Annotated in this window: 21 protein-coding genes and 1 pseudogene; 19 read left to right on the forward strand and 3 right to left on the reverse strand. The window is 57.9% G+C overall.

What is annotated here, in order from left to right; translation table 11 throughout:
* Positions 1–135: 135 nt before the first annotated feature.
* On the reverse strand, positions 136–1,389 hold the full coding sequence (locus ETHHA_RS03305) for a nucleotide sugar dehydrogenase (protein ID WP_013484593.1): 1,254 nt from the start codon (positions 1,387–1,389) through the stop codon (positions 136–138).
* A gap of 260 nt (positions 1,390–1,649) precedes the next feature.
* Here ETHHA_RS03305 and glf point away from each other — a divergent pair, with 260 nt between their 5' ends.
* The 3 genes from glf (at position 1,650) to ETHHA_RS16430 (ending at position 4,086) form a co-directional block, all read left to right on the forward strand.
* Entirely contained in the window at positions 1,650–2,783 is a 1,134-nt protein-coding gene (gene glf / locus ETHHA_RS03310; RefSeq protein WP_175405610.1) for a UDP-galactopyranose mutase, read from the forward strand.
* Positions 2,784–2,999: 216 nt separating this feature from the next.
* Positions 3,000–3,647: a fructose-6-phosphate aldolase gene (gene fsa / locus ETHHA_RS03315; RefSeq protein ID WP_013484595.1), complete on the forward strand. Its 648-nt coding sequence runs from the start codon at positions 3,000–3,002 to the stop codon at positions 3,645–3,647.
* Positions 3,648–3,867: 220 nt separating this feature from the next.
* Positions 3,868–4,086: a sporulation transcriptional regulator SpoIIID gene (locus ETHHA_RS16430; RefSeq protein WP_479723653.1), complete on the forward strand. Its 219-nt coding sequence runs from the start codon at positions 3,868–3,870 to the stop codon at positions 4,084–4,086.
* 64 nt (positions 4,087–4,150) lie between these two features.
* On the opposite strand, the gene ETHHA_RS16295 is transcribed toward ETHHA_RS16430, so the two are convergent.
* Positions 4,151–4,552, reverse strand: coding sequence for a DUF1284 domain-containing protein (locus ETHHA_RS16295; RefSeq protein ID WP_013484596.1), 402 nt, complete (start codon positions 4,550–4,552; stop codon positions 4,151–4,153).
* Entirely contained in the window at positions 4,539–5,099 is a 561-nt protein-coding gene (locus tag ETHHA_RS03325; protein WP_013484597.1) for a biotin transporter BioY, read from the reverse strand. The genes ETHHA_RS16295 and ETHHA_RS03325 overlap by 14 nt, the downstream gene beginning before the upstream one ends.
* 457 nt (positions 5,100–5,556) lie before the next feature.
* Here ETHHA_RS03325 and ETHHA_RS03330 point away from each other — a divergent pair, with 457 nt between their 5' ends.
* The 16 genes and pseudogenes from ETHHA_RS03330 (at position 5,557) to ETHHA_RS03400 (ending at position 21,653) form a co-directional block, all read left to right on the forward strand.
* On the forward strand, positions 5,557–6,198 hold the full coding sequence (locus ETHHA_RS03330; RefSeq protein WP_013484598.1) for a hypothetical protein: 642 nt from the start codon (positions 5,557–5,559) through the stop codon (positions 6,196–6,198).
* 268 nt (positions 6,199–6,466) lie between these two features.
* Entirely contained in the window at positions 6,467–7,774 is a 1,308-nt protein-coding gene (locus tag ETHHA_RS03335; protein WP_013484599.1) for an HD-GYP domain-containing protein, read from the forward strand.
* Positions 7,764–8,366 (forward strand): DUF5317 domain-containing protein, encoded by a 603-nt coding sequence (locus tag ETHHA_RS14365; protein ID WP_013484600.1) that lies wholly within the window; start codon positions 7,764–7,766, stop codon positions 8,364–8,366. Before ETHHA_RS03335 ends, ETHHA_RS14365 begins: the two co-directional genes overlap by 11 nt.
* 499 nt (positions 8,367–8,865) lie before the next feature.
* Positions 8,866–9,042 carry a hypothetical protein gene (locus ETHHA_RS15775; RefSeq protein ID WP_013484601.1) on the forward strand — a complete coding sequence of 59 codons (177 nt, stop codon included), beginning with the start codon at positions 8,866–8,868 and terminating at the stop codon, positions 9,040–9,042.
* An 89-nt stretch (positions 9,043–9,131) separates the two neighbouring features.
* Positions 9,132–10,667: a recombinase family protein gene (locus ETHHA_RS03345; protein ID WP_013484602.1), complete on the forward strand. Its 1,536-nt coding sequence runs from the start codon at positions 9,132–9,134 to the stop codon at positions 10,665–10,667.
* A pseudogene (locus ETHHA_RS14970) lies at positions 10,654–10,800 on the forward strand (sporulation transcriptional regulator SpoIIID); the annotation flags it as partial. The gene ETHHA_RS03345 and the pseudogene ETHHA_RS14970, both read left to right, overlap by 14 nt.
* Positions 10,801–11,122: 322 nt before the next feature.
* Positions 11,123–11,401 carry a DUF2508 family protein gene (locus tag ETHHA_RS03355; RefSeq protein ID WP_013484603.1) on the forward strand — a complete coding sequence of 93 codons (279 nt, stop codon included), beginning with the start codon at positions 11,123–11,125 and terminating at the stop codon, positions 11,399–11,401.
* Between the two features lie 73 nt (positions 11,402–11,474).
* Positions 11,475–11,765: a pro-sigmaK processing inhibitor BofA family protein gene (locus ETHHA_RS03360; protein WP_013484604.1), complete on the forward strand. Its 291-nt coding sequence runs from the start codon at positions 11,475–11,477 to the stop codon at positions 11,763–11,765.
* A 477-nt stretch (positions 11,766–12,242) separates the two neighbouring features.
* On the forward strand, positions 12,243–14,141 hold the full coding sequence (locus ETHHA_RS03365; RefSeq protein ID WP_013484605.1) for a polysaccharide biosynthesis protein: 1,899 nt from the start codon (positions 12,243–12,245) through the stop codon (positions 14,139–14,141).
* The gene (locus ETHHA_RS03370) at positions 14,123–15,430 is read left to right on the forward strand and encodes a nucleotide sugar dehydrogenase (RefSeq protein WP_013484606.1); all 1,308 of its coding nucleotides are present in this window, start codon (positions 14,123–14,125) and stop codon (positions 15,428–15,430) included. The genes ETHHA_RS03365 and ETHHA_RS03370 overlap by 19 nt, the downstream gene beginning before the upstream one ends.
* Complete coding sequence (locus ETHHA_RS03375) at positions 15,414–16,181, forward strand: acyltransferase (protein ID WP_013484607.1); 768 nt, start codon at positions 15,414–15,416, stop codon at positions 16,179–16,181. Before ETHHA_RS03370 ends, ETHHA_RS03375 begins: the two co-directional genes overlap by 17 nt.
* Positions 16,178–17,263, forward strand: a complete 1,086-nt coding sequence (gene wecB / locus ETHHA_RS03380) for a non-hydrolyzing UDP-N-acetylglucosamine 2-epimerase (RefSeq protein WP_013484608.1) — start codon at positions 16,178–16,180, stop codon at positions 17,261–17,263. Before ETHHA_RS03375 ends, wecB begins: the two co-directional genes overlap by 4 nt.
* A gap of 26 nt (positions 17,264–17,289) precedes the next feature.
* A complete protein-coding gene (locus ETHHA_RS03385; protein ID WP_013484609.1) occupies positions 17,290–17,784 on the forward strand; it encodes a DinB family protein in 495 nt (164 codons plus the stop codon).
* Between the two features lie 108 nt (positions 17,785–17,892).
* The gene (locus ETHHA_RS03390; protein ID WP_013484610.1) at positions 17,893–18,972 is read left to right on the forward strand and encodes a Gfo/Idh/MocA family protein; all 1,080 of its coding nucleotides are present in this window, start codon (positions 17,893–17,895) and stop codon (positions 18,970–18,972) included.
* 192 nt (positions 18,973–19,164) lie between these two features.
* Positions 19,165–20,532 carry a lipopolysaccharide biosynthesis protein gene (locus ETHHA_RS03395; RefSeq protein WP_013484611.1) on the forward strand — a complete coding sequence of 456 codons (1,368 nt, stop codon included), beginning with the start codon at positions 19,165–19,167 and terminating at the stop codon, positions 20,530–20,532.
* Complete coding sequence (locus ETHHA_RS03400; RefSeq protein ID WP_013484612.1) at positions 20,529–21,653, forward strand: glycosyltransferase; 1,125 nt, start codon at positions 20,529–20,531, stop codon at positions 21,651–21,653. The genes ETHHA_RS03395 and ETHHA_RS03400 overlap by 4 nt, the downstream gene beginning before the upstream one ends.
* Positions 21,654–21,692: the final 39 nt, after the last annotated feature.

Here is a 21,692-nt window from a genome sequence, read left to right on the forward strand (position 1 = left end):
AGCATATAGACAGAGCACTGTCAACAAAAGCCAACGTCCGCGCGTGTCTACCGGGGAAACCGGCCTTTTGCGTGCAGAGGAACAGGAGCACGGGAACAAATAAAACAGGCGGGCCGGCATTATGTCATGCCTGGCTCAGTCGCGCCGGTACAGGTCGCGTGTGTAGACCTTTTCCTCCACGTCGTCGAGCGCTGCGTCGTAGCGGTTGGCCACAATAACATCGGACATGGTTTTGAACGCCGTGAGATCGTTCACCACTTTGCTGCCGAAAAACAGTTCCCCTGCATGCAGCGTCGGTTCGTAGATGACGACCTCCACGCCTTTGGCTTTCAGCCGCTTCATAACGCCCTGAATGCTGCTCTGGCGGAAATTGTCGCTGTTTGCCTTCATGGTCAGGCGGTAGATGCCCACGATGACCTGCCTGCCCGGCGTTCCGTTCCGCCCGGCGGCGCCGCTGTAGTATCCGGCTTTTTCCAGGATGCGCTCCGCGATGAAGTCTTTCCGCGTACGGTTGGCTTCCACAATGGCCTGGATGATGTTTTCGGGCACGTCCCGGTAGTTTGCCAGTAATTGCTTGGTGTCTTTCGGCAGGCAATATCCGCCGTATCCGAAAGACGGGTTGTTATAATGGCTTCCAATGCGCGGGTCCAGGCCGATTCCCTCGATGATCTGCCTGGTGCGCAGCCCGTGTATTTCCGCGTAGGTGTCCAGTTCATTGAAGAACGAGACGCGGAGCGCCAGATATGTATTGGCAAAAAGCTTGATCGCTTCCGCTTCGGTCGAGCCCGTGAACAGCACCGGAATGTCCTTTTTCACGGCGCCTTCCGCAAGCAGCTGTGCAAACTGTTCCGACGCGTTTGCCAGTTTTTCGTCATGTTCGGGCCTGCCGATGACGATGCGGCTGGGATAAAGGTTGTCGTAAAGCGCGCGGCCCTCCCGCAGAAATTCCGGGCTGAAGATGAGATTGCCATACCCCTGCTTTTCGCGCAGGCTTTTGGTGTAGCCCACAGGCACGGTGGACTTGATGACCAGAACCGCATTGGGATTCACCTGCCGGACCTGCGCGATGACACTTTCCACGGAGCTGGTATCAAAATAGTTTTTCACGGGGTCGTAATTGGTCGGCGTGCAGATCACGACAAAATCGGCCTCGCGGTAAGCGGCTTCCCAGTCGGTGGTCGCGGTGAGGTCCAGCGGGCGGTTTGCGAGATAGTCCTCAATTTCCGGATCAATAATAGGGGATTTTCGGCTGTTGATCTGTTCCACTTTTTCCGGGAGGATGTCCACGGCAAAGACGGTATGGTGCTGCGACAGGATGATGGCGTTGGACAGGCCGACATAACCTGTGCCCGCGACCGCGATCTTCCGTTTTGGATAGGTTTGGTGCATAGCAAAGTCCCCCGTATCTGTTCCAGATTTACGGCACATCCGCAGGATGCCGGTGTGGCGCTGTTTTCATCATATGGAATCGGGGCGCCTTTGTCAATCGGAATTTCCCGCAATGCTGCTGTTTCGCGCGCGGAAGATTGGATATATGTGGAATGGCTTGCCTTGCCAGAGCAGAATAATTATGTTACAATGCCCGTGAAAACCGGGCAAAGCCGATCGCCGCGGACGCAGGCGCGTGCCGCCCGCAGAATGGTTGGGGGATGCAGTTGAAAACATATGATTATCTGGTGGTGGGCGCGGGGCTGTTTGGCGCCGTTTTTGCCCATGAGGCGGCTGCGCGCGGCAGAAAGTGCCTTGTCATCGACAAGCGGGACCATCCGGGCGGGAACGTCTACTGCGACGTGATCGAGGGTATCCATGTGCATACCTATGGGGCGCACATCTTCCACACCGGCAAGGAGCACATCTGGCGGTATGTCAACCGGTTCGTTACGTTCAACCACTATGTCAACAGTCCCATCGCCAATTACAACGGGGAAATATACAACCTGCCGTTTAATATGAACACATTCAATAAACTGTGGGGTGTCGTCACGCCGGACGAGGCCCAGCGCAAGATTGCCGGGCAGATCGCGCGGCTTGGCATTGAAACGCCGCGCAATCTTGAGGAACAGGCCCTCATGCTGGTGGGGCCGGATATTTATGAAAAGCTCATCAAGGGCTATACCGAAAAACAGTGGGGGCGTCCCTGCGACCAACTGCCCGCCTTCATCATCCGCCGACTTCCGGTGCGCTATACCTATGACAACAATTATTTCAACGATCCCCACCAGGGCATCCCGAAAGAGGGTTACAACACGCTGGTGGAAAAGTTGCTGGATGGTGTGGAGACGCGGCTCGGCGTCGATTTTCTGGAGGACCGGCAGGCCCTGCAGGCGCAGGCGGAAACCGTGGTCTATACCGGCATGGTCGACGCGTTTTACGGCTATCGGTTCGGCGAACTGGAATACCGCAGCCTGCGGTTCGAAACGCAGGTGCTGCCTACATCCAATTATCAGGGCAACGCGGTGGTGAACTATACGGATGCCGAAACACCCTATACCCGCATTATCGAGCATAAGCATTTCCTGTTCGGCGAGCAGGAAAGCACGGTGGTCACCAGAGAATATCCGGCCGGGTGGGAACGGGGCACCGAGGCGTATTACCCGGTTGGGGACGAGCGGAACAAAGCGCTGTACGCGCGCTATCAGGCGCTGGCCGAGCAGGAGCCGCACGTACTGTTCGGCGGCCGTCTGGCGGAATACCGGTACTACAATATGGATCAGGTGATCGAAAGCGCGCTGGAGATGGTAAAGCGTGTGTTCGGGGAAAATGCCTCCGCCGTCAAACCGTGAGCGGCCCAGTCGTGCCGGTACCGCGTGGGCGCGGAAAGACGTTCGGGTCATCCCGTCCGGTCGAAAAAGTGTTTTGGTGTTGCGGACCGGCAGCGGAGCGTGTCCCGGACAAAGCGCGCAAAGCATAGGGGTGCAGACAAGCCGCCGATGCGGTATAATAGTGGCGGGACCAGATACCGGACTCGATACATCCATACATCAAAAGGGGTGGCTGCGATGAAACTGTTTGTGGATACGGCCAATGTGGACGAGATCCGCTGGGCGAACGACCTGGGTGTGATTTGCGGCGTGACGACCAACCCGTCGCTGATTGCCAAATCGGGGAGGATCTTTGAGGAAGTGGTGCGGGAGATCACCACCATCGTGGACGGCCCGATCTCCGCAGAGGTGGTTTCGCTCGAGGCGGAAAAAATGGTGGAGGAGGCGCTGCCGCTGGCGGCCATCCACCCGAATATCGTAATCAAGCTGCCGCTGTGCGCGGAGGGGCTGAAAGCGACCAAACGGCTGGCGGCCAAAGGCATCCACACGAATGTGACGCTGGTGTTTTCGGCGGCGCAGGCCCTGCTGGCGGCGCGCGCTGGCGCGACGTATGTCAGCCCGTTCCTTGGGCGGGTGGACGATATTTCGTGGGAGGGGATGACCCTCGTGCGGGACATCGCGGAAATTTTCAAGGTCCATGGTATCCCGACGGAAATCATCGCGGCGAGCATCCGCAGCCCGCTGCATGTGACGGAGGCGGCGAAGGCGGGCGCGCATATTGCCACCGTGCCCTATAAGGTCATCCTCCAGATGATCGAGCATCCGCTGACGAAGATCGGCGTCGAGCGTTTCCTGAAAGACTGGGAGAGCGTGCCGAAAGCATAATACAGAGCAGGTTTTTCGATTTTTCCCTTGTGCGTTCGAACGAATCGTTTCCGCAGATAAACCGGCCCGCATGCGTGCGCCTGCGGGCCGGTTTGGCGCGCCTGGTTTTGAAAAGGCGGGTTTTTATCATGGAAAAGCGCATTTTCCACATACCCCCCGATCGCACGCATATACATATAGCGATACGATCACGTGAGGGGGATTTTTAGTGAAAGGCATTGTGGAGGAACGGGCCGTGGAACTGGGTGAATATATTATTGCGCACCAGTCCACGGTACGAGGCGCCGCCAAAGAATTTGGAATCAGCAAATCTACCGTACATGCGGCAGTGACGAAATGGAACGTTTTGCATGGACGATCGTATAAGAGAATCAAAGTGACACAAAGGTCAGGCGGAAATGGTGCATTGCAAAGGCCCTGCCGCTATCACCAATCGTGAAAGAAACAGGGCTTTTGTCATGCGTATGATTGAATCATACAGATAGGGCAGGGTGGACAAAGGCTTAAATACTCATACGGGCGAGTTTATCTGCTTTGTTATGGCAAAGCATTTCCCATTGGCATCCTCCACAGATAGAACGTATAGTGCCCCGGCTAATTATGTGGGAGAAAACCATCTGTTTGAAATCTGTCCATTTGAGGATTTGTCCGGCATGCAGATGGCAGGCGGCCAATACGGCTCTGTCAAATCGGACAACGGTTTTTTGGTGGATACATTGATTGTTCCGGATATTTGGGCATTCGGAACAGATCACATCTTTGCCGGTTACAAGTTGAATTTGTGCGGAGTTATCGAGCAAATTGATCACCGCTTGCATGTTTTGGATAAAAGAAGGTGAGTATCCTTTCCCTTCAAAAAAGGCAATGCAAACACCATGGTGAGGATGTAGTTTATAATTGAACATGGCTTGACAACCTTTTTACAAGGAATATGGAAATTGCCATTTTGATCAGATCTGGAATGATGAATGGAAACACACACCATCCAAGAGTGGCGATCAAGCTGACGGCACCGGATTTCTGTGAATAAACGACCATGAACCAAACGGTGCCAAACGCGTAAACAGTCAGAAGACCTACTGCCATTGCAATGATGGTAAACAATAATTTTGTGCCAAGCAATTTCGTAATCAACCAGTATACAAGTGCCAAAAACACAAAACCGATGATGTATCCGCCGGTTGGCCCTAACAAGGCACCGATGCCTCCGGAAAATCCGGCAAATACCGGTATGCCGATGATGCCAAGTAATATGTACACCAGAACCGAAACCGTACCACGTTTCCCTCCCAATAATCCGACCGTACAAAAAATAGCAAAGGTCTGCAAGGTAAAGGGGACGATACCCGGGATGGAAATCCATGAGCAAACGGCGATCAGGACCGCAAACAATGCGATATAGACGGTGGCGGCGGTTCTTGGATGCGCGTACGTTCTACTTGTCATGATCATAACCTCCTCCTACAAAATTAAAAAGAGTATAGCATCGGAATTTCTTATTGTCAACTTATTATAGGCAGATGGGTTTACAACCAAAACTGCAATGTGAACGCCACGGTGCATATAAAAGCAGGAAATCTGATTTCGCGCTGGAAGTGAATAGAACATCGTATTTTACTATATGCCGTCGGAATACTTGGCACATACGATGTACCGCCTTGTCGTATCCGGCATGGTTTTTCGGGTCCCGCTGAGAGCAATCGGATAAAAAGAATGCGAAAAAAACGATTTGTGCGGAATATTTGTGTGGAATATATTGAATTACTGCGCTTAATATCCTATAATTTGGTATGGGAATCGATATGAACCATGTGCGTTCGCCCCTCCTGAAGCGACGGTACTGTCACCCGTCACCGATGTGTGTTGCGGCAGTGCCGGGAATGGATTTCCGCCTGCGGATGGAGGCGGGATGGGAGGAATTTTATTGCAGCCGGATGATTTGACGGAGCTTCAGAACCTGATTGAAAAACTGGATAGCGTATATTCCGTAAAACTGACGGCCGATCCAGACGGCAACCTCTGCGAGATTCATGTTCTCTCAGATAAAAGCAAGAGCCCAAAGCAGATATCCAGAGACATTCAATCGGCGGTTGCAGCCCGTACCGGTCAAGATATCGAGCACCGCATCATCAGCATTGCGCAGGTTGATTCGGACACGATTCCCAAGCAGGAACGGCTCAAAATCAGCGGTCTGGAAACCACCAACACCGAGGGCTCTTTTTCCGCCACAGTGATACTTGCCGGCAAAGCGGACGAATACCGGGGCCAGGCAAGCGAGGTCAACGCGATGGTAGCCCGGCGAAAAGTTCTGGCCATCGCTTCCATCAACGCCATACATGATTATCTGAAAAGCTGCCCGTTCAGCCTTTCGGATATCCAAAAGTTCCACATTGCGGGTTCGGATGAAATCAATGTTGCCATCCACTATTACTGCAACGGAAGCGCCCGCCTGCTGACGGGCACGGCCTTGATCGTTGACGACGAATACAGCGCGGTCATTAAAGCCACACTTGATGCCGTCAACCGTGTCATACCGGTGACACTTAGCTGAATGTTCCGTTGGAGTCCGGTTCATCTGCATACAATACGGGTCGTGAAACAGCGAAGCGGAACAGCCTGCCTGTTTAGCGTAGGGGCAGAGAAACTCCAAGGGAGGCTGTTTCATAATGCGTAAAGTGTTGGTCGCGTTGGGTACCATCGCCGCTCTGCTTCTTTCCAGCGGTGCTCTTATGAAGATCTTCGAGTGAAGAACACGTAAGACTTTCGTTTTCTCATTGCGACCCGTATTGCATATATAAAAATTATTCAAGGGAGCCTGCATGCAAGATACTGTCACACTTCCCAAGAAAGTCTATAAGGCTCTGATTATTGCGGCTGGAGTCTGCACTCTGGCTTATCTGACCGCCACCAGCCCCTTTTCGGGTAACTGGTGGCCTTTTCTTTTTCTGTGTCTTCTTGCCATCGTTACGGAAACGCAGACTATTCTAATCGGTGCGGTTGGATTTTCCATCACCATCGCGGTAATCCTCTGTGCCATGCTCACCTGCAATATTACGGAGACGGCGTGGATCTCCGCTCTTTCGGTGCTTGGCACGTATTCCAGCGGCAGAGACCGGCGAAGCTTGACCATCTTCAACATACCGGTTTCCGCCACGCTGTTCAACGCTTCTAGCTATGAACTGAGCCTCCTGGCGGCCTATGCGGTCTACCGGGCTCTGGGAGGCTACATTCTTCCACTTGGCATTTCTTTCAACACTGTGATGCGGGATATAAACGGGATCGCACTGCCGCTGATCGTCTCCATTTTCGTTTTTGTTATGGCCGACACCGTGATCGTATCCATTTTTATGTACCTTCGGTACCGGGAAAACTTTGCAAAGATTTGGGTATCAAACCTGCCCCGAATGGTGATGAGCACTTTTTTTGTGGGGCTCATCGGCATCATCATCACGGCGGTCTACATAGCCTACGGCTGGTTTCTGGTGTTGGTGCTGTTCGTGCCGTTTTTGCTGGCCCGCTATGTTTTCAGCATGTATAAAGACCTGCAGGAAAACTATCTGCAGACCATCACCAGCCTTTCTACGGCCATTGAAACCAAAGATTCCTATACCAACGGCCATTCCCGCCGCGTGGAGTTTTACAGCGGGATCATCGCCGTGGAGCTTGGCCTGAGCTCCAGGCACTGCCAGATGCTGCGCTATGCGGCACTGCTCCACGATATCGGGAAGATCGCCGTCGATGAAAGCATTCTGCATAAAGTTGATCCGCTTACGAAGGAAGAAATGGAAGTGCTCCGACGCCACCCTGCCAACGGCGAGCATATCCTCGAAGAGATCAAGTTCCTCTCGTGTGCGGCCAAGATCATCCGCTCCCACCATGAGTGGTACAACGGGGAAGGCTACCCGGACGGGCTGTCCGGCAAGGCGATCCCCCTGGAAGCGCAAATTCTTGCGGTGGCGGACAGCTATGACGCGATGACGTCCGACAGGCCCTACCGCCGTGCTTTCAGTCACGAGGAGGCCATGACGGAACTTTTTGCATGCGCAGGGAGCCAGTTTGCTCCGGAAATCGTTTCCGCTTTCGAAAAAGCCATGAAAAAAAGAGGGGACAAGCCATATGTTATTTGATGCGGCTGTATGCGGCCTGTTGGTGGGCATCCTGGCAGGGGGCAGTTTTAAGCATTTGCTTGAAATGCCGCTTCGGCACCTGTGGCTTTTGGTGGGCTCCGTTCTGGTCAGCCAGCTCCCGCGCATTATGTTCATCGCAGTGGCGCTTTCCCGCCTCGGCACGCCCGGCGCCGTCTGCTTCGCACTTGTTCGCTATGGGCTGCTGCTCGGGTTCGTGGCGGTCAACTACCGGTGCATTTCGGTGGATATCATTGGCGCCGGCGGCGCACTCAACATGCTGGTCACATTGGCCAACGGCGGCCGGATGCCCGTGGTGGCGAGTGCAATCGGCGGAAGTTCGCCGCGGTATGCCGAAAACGAATTGCTCAAAAGCGGACAGATTCTGAACTATACGCTGACGGATGCCCACACGCGTCTCGCTTTCCTATGCGACCGGTTGGAAATCCCGTTTTATGACTGGCTTCTCCGTCGCGTCCATTATTATCTCAGCATCGGCGATGTTTTGATTGCCGTGGGCGTTTTTCTGTTGATCGTAACGCTTATGAAACCGACGCGGCTGAAAAAGCTGCGAAGAGGAAAAACAGGCGGTTGAGTGTGCAATGCCGGCATGCGGCAAGCAAATCAAAGTCGCATGCGCTTCTATCCGGCTGGTGCCGCGGACTGCCCCGGATGCAGGGCTGGAAACGAACGTTTTGTGCGGGCTATGGCATAAAACACAGACCGATATGGACAAGGGTCTTTCTGTTACTTCAGAAAGGCCCTTGTTGCATTGCTGGAGGGGTGGGATGAGGGGGTTGCGCATATCGTTTCTCTCGTGAAAAAAGCGTATGAACCTTTGAAATACGAAAGGCATGTCTACCCTGTGCGGTGGAAGAAGGCAAAAAGGCAAAAATCAGCGAACCGTTAAAACATGAAAAGAGCAAAGCTATGACAAGCAGCTAAAGCGGCTGAAAACCGCCACTCTGCCGCATATGCGGCGAAAAGGCCGGCAGCCCATACAAGTCGGCGCCCATAAACATTCCCGGTCACGGCACGCATATTCCAGATGCTGGAATAATACAAATGGACAGGGAAGGGGGCGTCGCGCTGCTGTGAAAACACAAAAACTGAACTTCCGGTTCCACAATCCCAACACGGCAGAGGCGGCTGCCGGCTACATACTGGATATTTTGATTGAGGCAAACAAAGCAAAGCTGGAGCAGGCCGTACAAACGGCCGCAAGCTCATTTGAACAACAGATACGGATTCAAAAGAGCCGTTCCGCGTGAATGGCCCTTTTTGTTGCTTTCCCGGAGCATGCAGACCGTGTAATGAAGATGTGACAGAACGAACGGAAAAACACAGAAAGGCAGAAGCCATGCACATCGCCGCCTATTGCCGCGTTTCTACGGACAAGGCCGACCAGCTCAACAGTCTGGAGGCACAGAAACGCTTTTTTGCCGAATACACGGAAAAGACCGGCCATGCGCTGGTGCGCCTGTACGCGGATGAGGGCATTTCCGGCACCAAAATCAAGAAGCGCAGGGAGTTCCAGCGCCTGATGCGCGATGCGGAGACCGGCCTGTTCGATATGGTGGTGGTCAAGGACATCTCCCGTTTTGCGCGCAACACGGTCGATCTTTTGCAGAGCATCCGCAAGCTGAAAAGTCTTGGCATCGAGACGCTGTTTCTTACGGCCAACATGACCTCGATGGGCAACAGCGAATTCGTGCTGACGATTTTCGGGGCGCTGGCGCAGGAAGAGAGTGCCAACACCTCCAAGCGTGTAAAGTTCGGCAAGAAGCTGAACGCCGAAAAAGGCCGCGTGCCGAACATCGTGTTTGGTTATGACAAAACGCCCGGCGATTACTTCAACCTCTCCGTCAATGAGGCGGAGGCCGCCGCTGTGCGGCAGATCTATCACTGGTATGCGGAGGAGGGCTACGGCGCGTCCAAAATCGCCAGAATGCTCAATGCGAAAAGCCTGCGCACCAAGCGCGGCTGTATCTGGTCGCAGAACGCCGTCTGCCGCATCCTGACAAACGAGCTGTACGCCGGCAAGATCATCAACGGCAAGCAGGAAGTCGCTGATTTCCTGACGGGCGTGCGCGCCGAAAAGGACGAGACGGAATGGATGGTGACCGACCGCCCCGACCTGCGCATCGTCGCGCCGGAGCTGTTTAAAAAAGCCGGGCAGGTCATGCGCGAGCGCGGCAAAACCTTCAAGGTGAACAAGGAGCGGCAAAGCAACAAGTATTTGTTTTCCACCCTCATCAAGTGCAAGGAGTGCGGTTGGTCGTTCCGGCGCTCGGTGCGTACTTATAAAAATACGTATGTTCGCTGGGTGTGCAGCGGGCACAACGGCAAAGGGGCGGATTCCTGCCCGAACAAAACCGGTGTGGATGAGGACGCGCTCGTCGGCGCGCTGAACGCCTATTTTGCAGAGGTGCTCAAGTCCCGGAAGAACATCGTCCGGTATGTGGTAAGCGAGTTCAACCGGCTCTACAAGGCAAAAAGCGACCATGCGGAATACGGCCGGGAATTGCAGCAGAAGCTTACACGGCTTCAGAGGACACGCCAGAAATACATGGACCTGTACGCCGACGGGTTGATTTCCCGCGAGGAAATCAATGAAAAAATAGGCGGCATGCGCGAAGAAGCCGAGCGGCTGGAAAACGATCGGAAGCTGGCGGAGCTGAACATCGACAAGAGCGACCGGTTGGAGGGCATTATTCGCAAGACGTTCCAGACCATCGAGAGCATCACGGACGTGCGCCAGCTCACCAACGCCCAGCTCAAGCAGATTATCCGGAAGATCGAGGTGGACAAGGACGGCAACGTGGACGTCCACCTGCGCCTGCTGGGTGATCTGGGTTTGAATCAGACCGTTCCGATTCGTGACAGCGGTACATAAAGATGTTTCGGAACGGTTAAAAAAGCTCAACCCCCAGTTGTATATAGAAGTCAAACACGTGTTGGAAGTCAATAAAGCCCAGAGGCATATCCGCGGAGGCATGGCGACCCGCCGGAAATATCGGCACGAGTGAAGGGCCGCTTTCGGCGCATCCGGTTTTGGTATCTGCACACAGCCCTGTCGCAGCCGTCGTCGAGACGGTGCGGCGGGGCCTTTGCGCATGTGCGGCGGGACATGCGGCGGCAAAAAAAGTTTTGCCGTACAAGCAACAGCAGCTTGTCCGCTCCATATACATGCAGTAGAGCCACACGTCCTTTGAGCGGACAAATCCTGAAAATTTTTATATATGGAATAAAAAGGAAAACGACGGTTCAAGATATATATAAGCAAAAAAATGCGGAATGGTCTGAATGGGACGACCCGGACATATAGTGTAAAAGAAAGGGGCACATGACATGGAAGGCGTAATCGCAGGCTTTTTGGAAACGGCGGTGCATCTGCGCCGCACGGCGGCGGGGCAGGATGGGCACATGCAGCTTCTGGATGAGATCGAGGCGGTGAAAGCACGGCTGGAGCATGTTTCGGCACGTTTTGACCTGCAAAGCGATCCCGACCTGCTGGAAGAATGCATCTATGAGATGCAGGCGCTGACGGCGCGTTATCGTTATCTCACGCGGGAGGCGCGCAGGCAGGGCGTAACACGGCGGCCGGCTGCAAGTTTACAGCGCCTGTAACCGTCCGACGGACCGTGCACCCTTTGAAATTGAGAAAGAGCCGCTCTGCGGTTCCGAAAAGGAGAGGACGGCCATGCAGATGTTGGCGGCCACGGTTTCTGCCGGCATTGGGCACTACCTGCTCTATGGCGGCATCGCCGTGCTGTGCGGGCTGCTCATTCTGTTGCTTCGCAACCCGCGCGCACTGGGAAAATGGGCGCTTGGCGGCGTCGGCGGCTGTGTGGCGCTTTGGGCCGTGAATGCGGCGGGCGCTTTCACCGGTGTAAGCGTCGCGTGCAATCTTTGGACGGTGGGGGCGGCGATTGTGCTCGGTTTGCCCGGCGTTGTAAGCCTGTTTTTTCTCAAACTGCTGCTGCGGATGTAATACGATTTTTCCACTAAATTGACGACATCTTTGCGGTTGATTTTCCGCCCCGCCGCGTCTTCGCCGTCGGCGGGCGAAAGCGCGCTTTCCTTCTTGTCCATGCAGGGCCAAAACCTCTCGCAAATCCTGATTCCTCTTCAATGGAAGAACCGTATAAAACAAACGGGCCGGAGACCCCGGCGGGACTACGGCCCCGCCGGGGCTTTTTCTGCGCGCCGGCACTTGAGGGCCGCCGGCGGACGGTACGTTGACAAACCCTGTCGGGAAACGTATAATAAATGTGACTACTTTACGAAAAGCGGCGCGGCAGAGTTTTTTCTGCATGTATGCGCCGTTTTTTGGCGTTTGATCGGCAACGCCCGGGAGCGGCGGGCGCCTGTGCCTTGGCGTGCCGATTTATATAGGAAATTTGCGGCGGGGCCCCGCGCGGTGGCCCGCCTGCGTCGGGTTTCCCGGCAACTGGGAGAGAGCGTCTGTATGCGCGTGTTTCATAAAATGCTTTCGGCAGTGCTCTATGTCGTGTGGGATGTGGCCGCGGCGGCCGCGGCGGTCGTCATCGGTCTGGGTCTGCGGTTCGGCTTTGATAATGCCGCGCTGAAGCCGGGTTTTTATGCGTCGCGCGCGGAATTCATCCTGCTGGCTGTCGTCGTGCTTTTGCTGTGCAACGTGCTGTTCCGTTGCTATAACGACGTATGGAGCCGGTCGGGCCTGCCGGAATATCTGCGGCAGATCGGTTCGGTGGCCACCTCCACGGCGATCCTGCTGCTTTGCGCGGCCATTTTCCAGTTTGTTCCGTTTGAGATCCTGATCATCATCGCCATGCTCGAGCTGATTTTTGTGCTGACGGTGCGGGCATCGGTGCGGGTGGCCACCTGGCTGCAAACGCGCGTGCGTTCCATCCGCATCCGCAGCCGAATGACACGGGTGGTCATCTACGGCGCGGGCGAAGCCGGCACCAACCTGCTGCACAAGCTGGCGAACAACCCCGAGGAACACCGCCTTCCGGTTTGCTTCATCGACGACAACCAGGGCATGTGGGGCAAAAAGGTGGGCGGGCTGCCGGTCGTTGGCGGGCGGGACAGGCTGGGGGAGGCCATCCGGACCTATAATGCCGGGGAGGTCATCCTTGCGATCAGTTCCGCAGGGCACGACATGCTCAAAGAACTGCTCATCATCTGCCACGGCATGCACTGCCCGCTTAGACGGTTTGGCACCATTGACGAGGTCAATGAGAGCAGTTTCAGTAATGCCAAAATTTCCGACCTGAACCTGGAGGATCTGCTCAAGCGCGACAGCGTGCAGTTGAACATGCGGGCCGTGCAGGATTTCGTGGCCGGCAAGACCGTGTTGGTTACCGGGGGCGCAGGCTCCATCGGCTCGGAGATCTGCCGGCAGGTGCTGGCGTTTGGCGCCCGCAGGCTGCTGGTCTTTGATATTTTTGAAAACGGCCTGTATGAGATCAACAACGAACTGGGCGCGCTCTATCCGGCCGAGCGTTATCGCCTGCTGCTCGGCTCCATCCGCGACGCCGCCCGCCTTGAAGAGGTCTTTGCGCGCTACCGTCCGGAGGTCGTCTTTCATGCGGCGGCGCACAAGCATGTGCCCATGATGGAATACAACCCGATGGAGGCGCTGAAGAATAACGTCTTTGGCACCCTCAACGTGGCGAAGGCCGCCATTGACGCACACGCTGAAAAATTCATCCTCATCTCCACGGACAAGGCGGTCAATCCCGCCAACATTATGGGCGCGTCCAAGCGTATCGCCGAGCTGTGTGTCCAGTTGCTCAACCGCGAGTCCCGCACCGAACTGGCTGCCGTGCGGTTCGGCAATGTGCTGGGCAGCAGCGGCAGCGTGGTGCCGTTTTTTAAAAAACAGATCGAGCGCGGCGGGCCGGTCACCGTCACCCACCCCAAGATGCGCCGCTATTTCATGACGATCCCGGAGGCGGTGCAACTGGTGCTGGAGGCCGGCGCAATGGCGCGCGGCGGCGAGATCTTCGTGCTGGATATGGGCGAGCCGGTGCTGATTTACGACTTGGCTTGCGATCTCATCCGCCTGTCCGGTTATGAGCCGGACAAGGACATCCGCATTGAATTCACCGGACTGCGGCCGGGTGAAAAACTCTTTGAGGAGATCAGTCTGGCCGAGGAAGATGTGTCCAAGACCCCGAACGACAAGATCTATATTTGCAGGCCGGGGGGATTTGACGAGCAGCGTATCCGCGAGCTGGTGGAACTGCTGCGCGGCTATCTGAAAAAGGGGGATGACGCGGGCGCATTCGCCTGTGTGCGCGCGCTGGTTCCCACCTTTAAAAGCGCGGGCGCCCCGTGCGACTGCGGAAAGGAGGCGCCGACATGGAATACGAGCGCCTGAAACAGAAGATCGAGGAGAAAACCGCCCGCTTGGGCATCATCGGCATGGGGTATGTCGGGCTGCCGCTGGCGGTGGAGATCGCCCGCGCGGGCTATGCCGTCACCGGGTTTGACGTGCAGCAGAAAAAGGTGGACTGGCTCAACAGCGGCCATAATTACATCGGCGACGTGGTGGAAAGCGACCTCGCCGCGCTGGTGAAGAACGGCCGGCTGCGCGGCACCACCGATTATGCCGCGCTGGCGGACTGCGACTGCGTGTCCATCTGCGTGCCTACGCCGCTGGACATCTACCAGCAGCCGGATATCAGCTATGTGCAGGCGTCGGCGGAATCGGTGGCGCAGTACGCCCACTCCGGCATGCTGGTCATCCTCGAAAGCACCACCTATCCCGGCACCACCGAGGAGATTATCCAGCCGTTGCTGGAAGCGCGCGGCCTGCGCGTGGGCGTGGATATTTTCCTGGCCTTTTCGCCCGAGCGCGTGGACCCCGGCAACAAGCAGTATAAAACCAAGAACACGCCCAAGGTGGTGGGCGGCGTGACACACGCCTGCACCGCGCTGGCGGCGCAGCTCTATGGCCAGGTGCTGGCGGGCGGCATCTGCGAAGTCTCCAGCCCCAAAGTGGCGGAGATGGAGAAAATACTGGAAAACACCTTCCGCAACATCAACATCGCGCTGGCCAACGAAATGGCCATCCTCTGCGACCGCATGGGCATCCCGGTGTGGGAGGTCATCGATGCGGCCAAGACCAAGCCCTACGGCTATATGGCGTTCTATCCCGGGCCGGGGCTGGGCGGCCACTGTATCCCGCTCGACCCGTTCTATCTCACATGGAAAGCGCGCGCCTACAATTATCACACCCGCCTGATCGAGATCGCGGGCGAGATCAACAACGGCATGCCCGAATACATCATCGGGCGGGTGTCGCGCATCCTCAACCGGCAGAAAAAGCCGCTGAACGGCAGCCGGGTTTTCCTGCTCGGCGTGGCGTATAAGCCCGACATCGACGACCTGCGCGAATCGCCGGTGCTCAAAATCATCACGCTGCTTGAACGGGAGGGCGCGGAGGTCTGCTACAACGATCCGTTCATCCCGTCGTTCACCCACGAAGGGAAAACATATGAGTCCATACCGCTGGACGAAGCCGCCCTGCAAAACGCGGATGTGACGGTCATCACCACCAACCACAGCGCATATGACCCGGCGTTCATCGCGGCGCATGCGCCGGCGGTGTTCGATACGCGCGGCGCGACCCGCGACGTGGAGGGCGAGCATGTCGAACGGCTTTGAGCGCGCCGTCAGCCCGGACGCGGAGATCGGCGGGGGCACCGTACTCGGCGCATATTGCGTGGTGGAAGCCGGCGCGCGCATCGGCAGAAACTGCACCGTGGGGCACCACGTGGTCATCCACGCCGGTGCGCACATCGGCGACGGCACGCGAATCGACGACTTTGCCTGTGTGGGCAAGCAGCCGTTCCGCGCCGCGCACAGCGCCGTGTCCGACGGGGCGGAACGGCCCGGCGCGGAGCTTGGCGAGGGTTGCATCCTCGGCACCGGCGCGGTGGTTTATGCGGGTGCGGTGCTGGCCGCGCGGGTGCTGGTGGCCGACGGTGCCAGCGTGCGCGAAGATGTCGCGGTGGGCGAAGGCACCATCATCGGGCGGGGCGTCGCGGTGGAAAACCATGTGCGCGTCGGCGCGCGGTGCAAGATTGAGACCGGCGCCTACATCACCGCCTACTCGGCGCTGGGAGACGATTGCTTCATCGCGCCCGGCGTGGTAACCTCGAACGACAATTTCGCCGGGCGCACCAAAGCGCGGTTTGCCGCGTTCAAGGGCGTGACGGTGGAAAACGGCGGGCGCGTCGGCGCGGGTGCGGTGGTGCTGCCGGGTCGCACGGTGGAAGCGGACGGTTTTGCCGCCGCAGGCAGCGTGGTGACGTGCAACGTGCCCTCCGGTGCCATCGTGGCGGGAAACCCGGCAAGACCGCTGCGCCCCGTGCCGGATGAACAACGTCTGGGGAATCAGGAGAAACGGCCATGAAGATCGTCACGGTGGTGGGCGCGCGCCCGCAGTTCATCAAGGCGGCGGCGGTGTCCCGCGTGCTGCGCAGAACGCATCAGGAGATCCTGGTGCACACCGGCCAGCATTACGACGCCAATATGTCGGATGTGTTTTTCGAGGAGCTGCACATCCCGCGCCCGGATTACGCGCTGGGGGTCGGTTCGGGCACGCACGGCAGGCAGACCGGTGAGATGCTGGCCAAGGTGGAGGAGGTGCTCCTCACTGAAAAGCCGGACACCGTGCTGGTCTACGGCGACACCAACTCCACGCTGGCGGGCGCGCTGGCGGCCTCCAAGCTTTGCATCCCGGTCGCGCATGTGGAGGCCGGGCTGCGCTCATTCAACCGCGCCATGCCCGAGGAGCAGAACCGCGTGCTCACCGACCATATCTCCACGCTGCTGTTCGCGCCCACCGAAACGGCTGTTACGCACCTGCGGGCCGAGGGCGTCACCGACGGCGTGCGGCTGGTTGGCGATGTGATGTGTGACGCGCTTTTCTATTACCGCGACTTGGCCGAGCGGTCCGGGAATGCGCTGGATATGCTGGCGGATATTCTGCCCCATGCGCCGGAAATCGACGAAAAGTGGATACTGGCGACCATACACCGTGCGGAAAATACAGACGGTATACAACATTTATCGCAGATTCTCGCGGCGTTTGAGCAAATGCCCGTGCCGGTGATCTTTCCGGTGCATCCGCGCACCGTCGGGCTGGTGCGTACCCTCTGGCGGCGGGAGGATTACCGCAACATCCGTTTTGTGGAGCCGGTGGGGTATCTGCACATGCTCTGGCTGGCTGGGCACGCGCGCCGGATCGTTACCGATTCGGGCGGGTTGCAAAAGGAAGCCTATCTGCTCGGTGTGCCGTGTGTGACGGTGCGGGAGCAGACCGAGTGGGTGGAAACGGTGGAGAGCGGCTGGAACACGCTGGCCCATGCGGACACGGCCGATATCCTTGTCAAGGCGAGCGCCTGCACACCCACCGCGCCGCGCCCGCCGTTTTACGGCGACGGCCACGCGGCGGAAAACATTACGCAAAGCCTGGCCGAATTGATTCGATAAGATCGTCATCCGGGAAGGGGCGCGGCATGAGCCGGGAACTGGTCACCATCATCGAGGAACAGACGCGCATCCTGTTGCACAATGTGGACATCCTGCTGCAAACCTGCGAGCCGGACGCCGTGCTGTGCGATATGCCGGTCTGGAAACACGCATACCACATGCTGCATTCCCTAGACCGGTGGTTCGTCAACCCGGAGCGGTATGAGGAGCCGGCTTTCCATGCGCCGGGCTTGAACTCGCTCGACATCGCCAGTGAAAATGCGCTGACAAGAGAGCAACTGCGCGCCTGTTTTTTCGCTATCCGCCAAAAGGTGACGGCCTATCTGGCTACGCTGACCGACGGACAGCTGTCCACAAAACCGGAGGGCTGCCCGCACACGCGTCTGGCGCTGATTCTGGGGCAGTACCGGCACCTGAACGCGCATCTGGGAAATATCAACGCCGTGACCATGATGCGTACCGGCCGCTGGCCGCGCGTGGTGGGACTGGACGGCGGCCTTGATCAGGGACTGTATGAATAGCCGGAGATTCGACGGGAAGCGCATCTTAGAAGATGTTAACATTGTAATATAGATTAAAATACAACCTTTTGTAGATTTTTGGAATCTGTTGGATAAAGGGGAACCGCTATGCTCACCTATGCGCTGATCGGCTGTGGCCGTATTTCGCCCAATCATATTGCCGCCGTGCAAAACAATGCGGAAAAGCTGCGTTTGGCAGCTGTTTGCGATGCGGAGGAAACGACGGCCCACGTCCTGCTGGAACGTTTCGGGGTGCAAGGCGCGCACCTTTACACCGATCACCGCACGATGCTGGAGCATGAGCACCCCGATCTGGTTGCCGTGGCCACGCCGAGCGGTACTCACGCGGCCATCGCGCTAGACTGCATCCGCGCGGGCAGCCATGTCATCGTGGAAAAACCACTGGCTCTTTCGCTGGATGAAGCCGACGCGCTCATCGCCGCTGCCGCGGAGGCGGACGTGCGCCTGTGCGCCTGCCATCAAAACCGGTTCAACAAATCCATCCGGCGCATCCGGCAGGCGCTGGAGGACGGACGGTTCGGGCGGCTGTTCCACGGCGCGGCGCACATCCGCTGGAACCGCGGCGAATCGTATTACCGGCAGGCGCCGTGGCGCGGCACCTGGGAGCAGGACGGCGGTGCGCTGATGAACCAGTGCATCCATAACATCGACCTGCTGCGCTGGATGCTGGGCGACGATGCGACCGAGGTGTTCGCCTATACCGACCGCCTGGCGCATCCGTACATCCAGGCGGAGGATCTCGGGCTGGCGCTCATCCGGTTTGCGGGCGGGGCCTACGGTCTGCTGGAGGGCACCACCAACGTTTACCCCAAAAATCTCGAGGAAACGCTCTATCTGTTCGGCGAGCACGGCACGGTCAAGGCGGGGGGCAAGTCGGTCAACCGCATTGAGGAATGGCGGTTTGCCGACGGGCAGGACGACCCTGAAGCCGTCAAATCCTGTTTTGCGGAAGATCCGCCCAATGTGTACGGCTTTGGGCACACGCCGCTCTACGCAGATGTGATCGACGCCATCGAACAGCATCGCGCGCCGCTGGTGGACGGCGCGGCGGGCCGCCGGGCATTGGAACTGGTGCTGGCTGTCTATCAGTCCGCGGCGACCGGTATACCGGTGCGCCTGCCGCTGCACGGCCTGTCCACGATGGATTTCGCCGGGCGTTTTGGGTGAAAGCCTCGAAAAAGCTGTAAGAGCAAGAGGCATCCCCGCAATGTTTCACAGAAGATACTGCCGGTATTTTCTAAATATTTATTTCGGATTGTAAAGATCACACCGTCTTTGCGTCTCCTGTTGATGGTTGAATTCCGGGCGCTTTGAGCGCGGTTGGCACAGAGGAACCACTCCTGTGGAAAGCGAGGAACCATGACGGCGCGGCTTCAAAAAGTGCTCAATTATGCAAAGCAGGGCATCCGCAGGGGCTTCCTGCACGTGTTCATGGGCAGCACGCTCATCAATGTTGTGTCGGCGATAGCGGCCCTGCTGCTGCCCAACGTGCTGGTACCCGCGCAGTTCGGTCTGCTCAACGTGCCGGATACGTTCATCGGCTATGTGATGTTGTTCAACGGGCTGGGCATCGCGGGCGCCTTTTTGCGCTATTGTGCCGTGGGGGACGACCCGCGCGAAAAAAAGGCATATTTTCTGTTTGGTCTGCGCTTTGGGTTAGTGAGCGACGCCGTGCTCATCGCGGCGGGCGGTGTTTTGTTTTTTGCGTTGTATCGGGCGGGTATCTATCGCGGCGCATCACAGCAGGAAACGAAGCTGGAGTTTGAATTGCTGGGCGCGCTGGCGCTTACGCCGGTCGCCAAATTCCTGCTCGACAGCCTGACCAATTATTTCCGAGGGGTGCAGGCCAACAAGCAATACGGCCGCCTCTCGGTCGTCTATACGGTTGCCTTTGCGCTGCTTCCGCTGGGTTTCGCGTTTTTTCTGCGCATATGGGGCATCGTGCCGGGGCGTTATCTCGGTTATCTTGCCGCATTGGCCGTCGGGTTCTGCATGCTGCGCGCCCTGCCGGCTTTCCGTTGCCGGGCGGCTGTGCTGCGCCGGGAAGATAAGATCGGCATCGTCAAATACGGCGTGAACCAGATGTTTGCCAGCCTGTTTTCACAAATCATGCCGCTGGTGGAGATGACCATTGTCAACTGGTTTGTGCTGGACAATGTGCGGCGTGGCGAGTTCCGCATCTCCACGCTCCTGCCTTCCATGCTGCAGGTGCTCACGCTTTCGGTCATTGTGTTCGTGTTCCCGTATTTTGCCAAGCATTACGCCGACGGCGCGTGGGTGTGGCAGAAATCCAGGAAACTGTATCTGGCGCTGGCGGCGGGCATGGCGGTGCTCATTCCGCTGGGCATGCTGCTCACGCCATGGCTGCTGCGGATCTTCTATCCGGGTTATGACAGCCCCGAGACGATCCGCGTGATGTGCGTGTTCTGGGCGGCCTATGGCGTGAACGCCGCGTTCAAGGCCACTACCGGCAACATCCTCGCCGCGCTGGGCGAGGTGAAGTTCAATCTAGTGGTCACGTTTTTCGCGTCGGTGGCGCAGGGCGTGTTTTGTTATCTGCTGGTGTCGCGCTTCGCGCTCGACGGCGCAGCCTGGGGCCTGCTCATCGCTTATTCCGCTTATTCCCTTGCGGGCATGGTCTATTTGCGGTATTATTGTAAAAAGCTGATACGCGCGCAGGCGGCCTTTGCCCATGAGTCCGACGGAGAGGAGAGCGATGAACCGTGAACGTTTTCGTCATCCCCTCGTGGTACGATACCGGAGATAAGCCGCACTGCGGCGTGTTTTTTGCGGAGCAGGCACGCGCGCTCATCCGCGCCGGACATCGGGTGCATCTGCTGTATCCCGACCTGCGCTTCAAGCTGGGCGGTCTGCCCACCGGCGTGTTCTCTCTGCCGGGCGGCGTGCCGGGCCTGTTCTGCCGCCGCCGCAGTCTCACGCCCTTCTGGGAGCGCGGGCGGTGGCCACAGCGCCGGTGGATGCTGGAAAAGCTCTACCGGCGGGCGGAGCAGGAGTGGGGCAGGCCGGATGTGGTGCACCTGCATGCCTGCACGATGGGCGTCGAGGCGGTGTGGCTTTGCCAAAAGCACCGGTTGCCGCTCGTTTACACCGAGCACTATTCCGCGCTGATGCGGGAGCCGCACGGCGCACTGCGGGAACAGCTCATGCGCACGTTGGCAGGGGCAACCGTGGCGGCGGCGGTGAGCCGGGCCTTGCAGGAGCGCCTGCGGGAATTTCGCGCCGACACCTGCTACATCCCCAATCTGGTGGATGCGGAGCGGTTTGCGCCCGCGCCTATACCCCACGGCGGCGTGGTGTTCGGCACGCTGGGCAACCTCATTCCCCGAAAGCGCGTGGATTTGCTGTTGCGTGCGTTCGCCAAAGCCGGGCTGGAAAACGCGCGCCTGCGCATTGGGGGCGACGGGCCGGAGCGGGAGCGGCTGGAACGGCTGACGGAGTCGCTCCGGCTGAAAGACCGTGTGGAATTTTGCGGTGCGGTGCCATACAGCCGGGCACCCGCTTTTTACAACGCCTGTAACTGTCTGGTGAGCGCCAGCGAGGCGGAAACGTTCGGCATGACGCTTATCGAGGCGCTGGCCTGCGGGGTGCCGGTGCTGTCCGCCCGCAGCGGCGGGCCGGAGAGCATCGTCGTTCCCGGGCAGAACGGCTGGCTGGTTCCCGTAGGGGATGCGGACGCATTGGCGGACGGCCTGCGGGAAGCGGCCGGGCGCCCGTTCGACCCGGCCGCGCTGCGGGCGGATTGCATCGCGCGCTTTGGTGAAGGGGTCGTGGTGCGCCAGATCGAGCAGGCGTATCAGAAAGCCGTTTACGGCTATGAACGCGCATAGCGATCCTGTGGATATGGATAGAAGCGGGCGGATGTACGG

Origin of the sequence: Ethanoligenens harbinense YUAN-3, assembly GCF_000178115.2 — a bacterium.
In the GTDB taxonomy this organism is placed as follows: domain Bacteria; phylum Bacillota; class Clostridia; order Oscillospirales; family Ethanoligenentaceae; genus Ethanoligenens; species Ethanoligenens harbinense.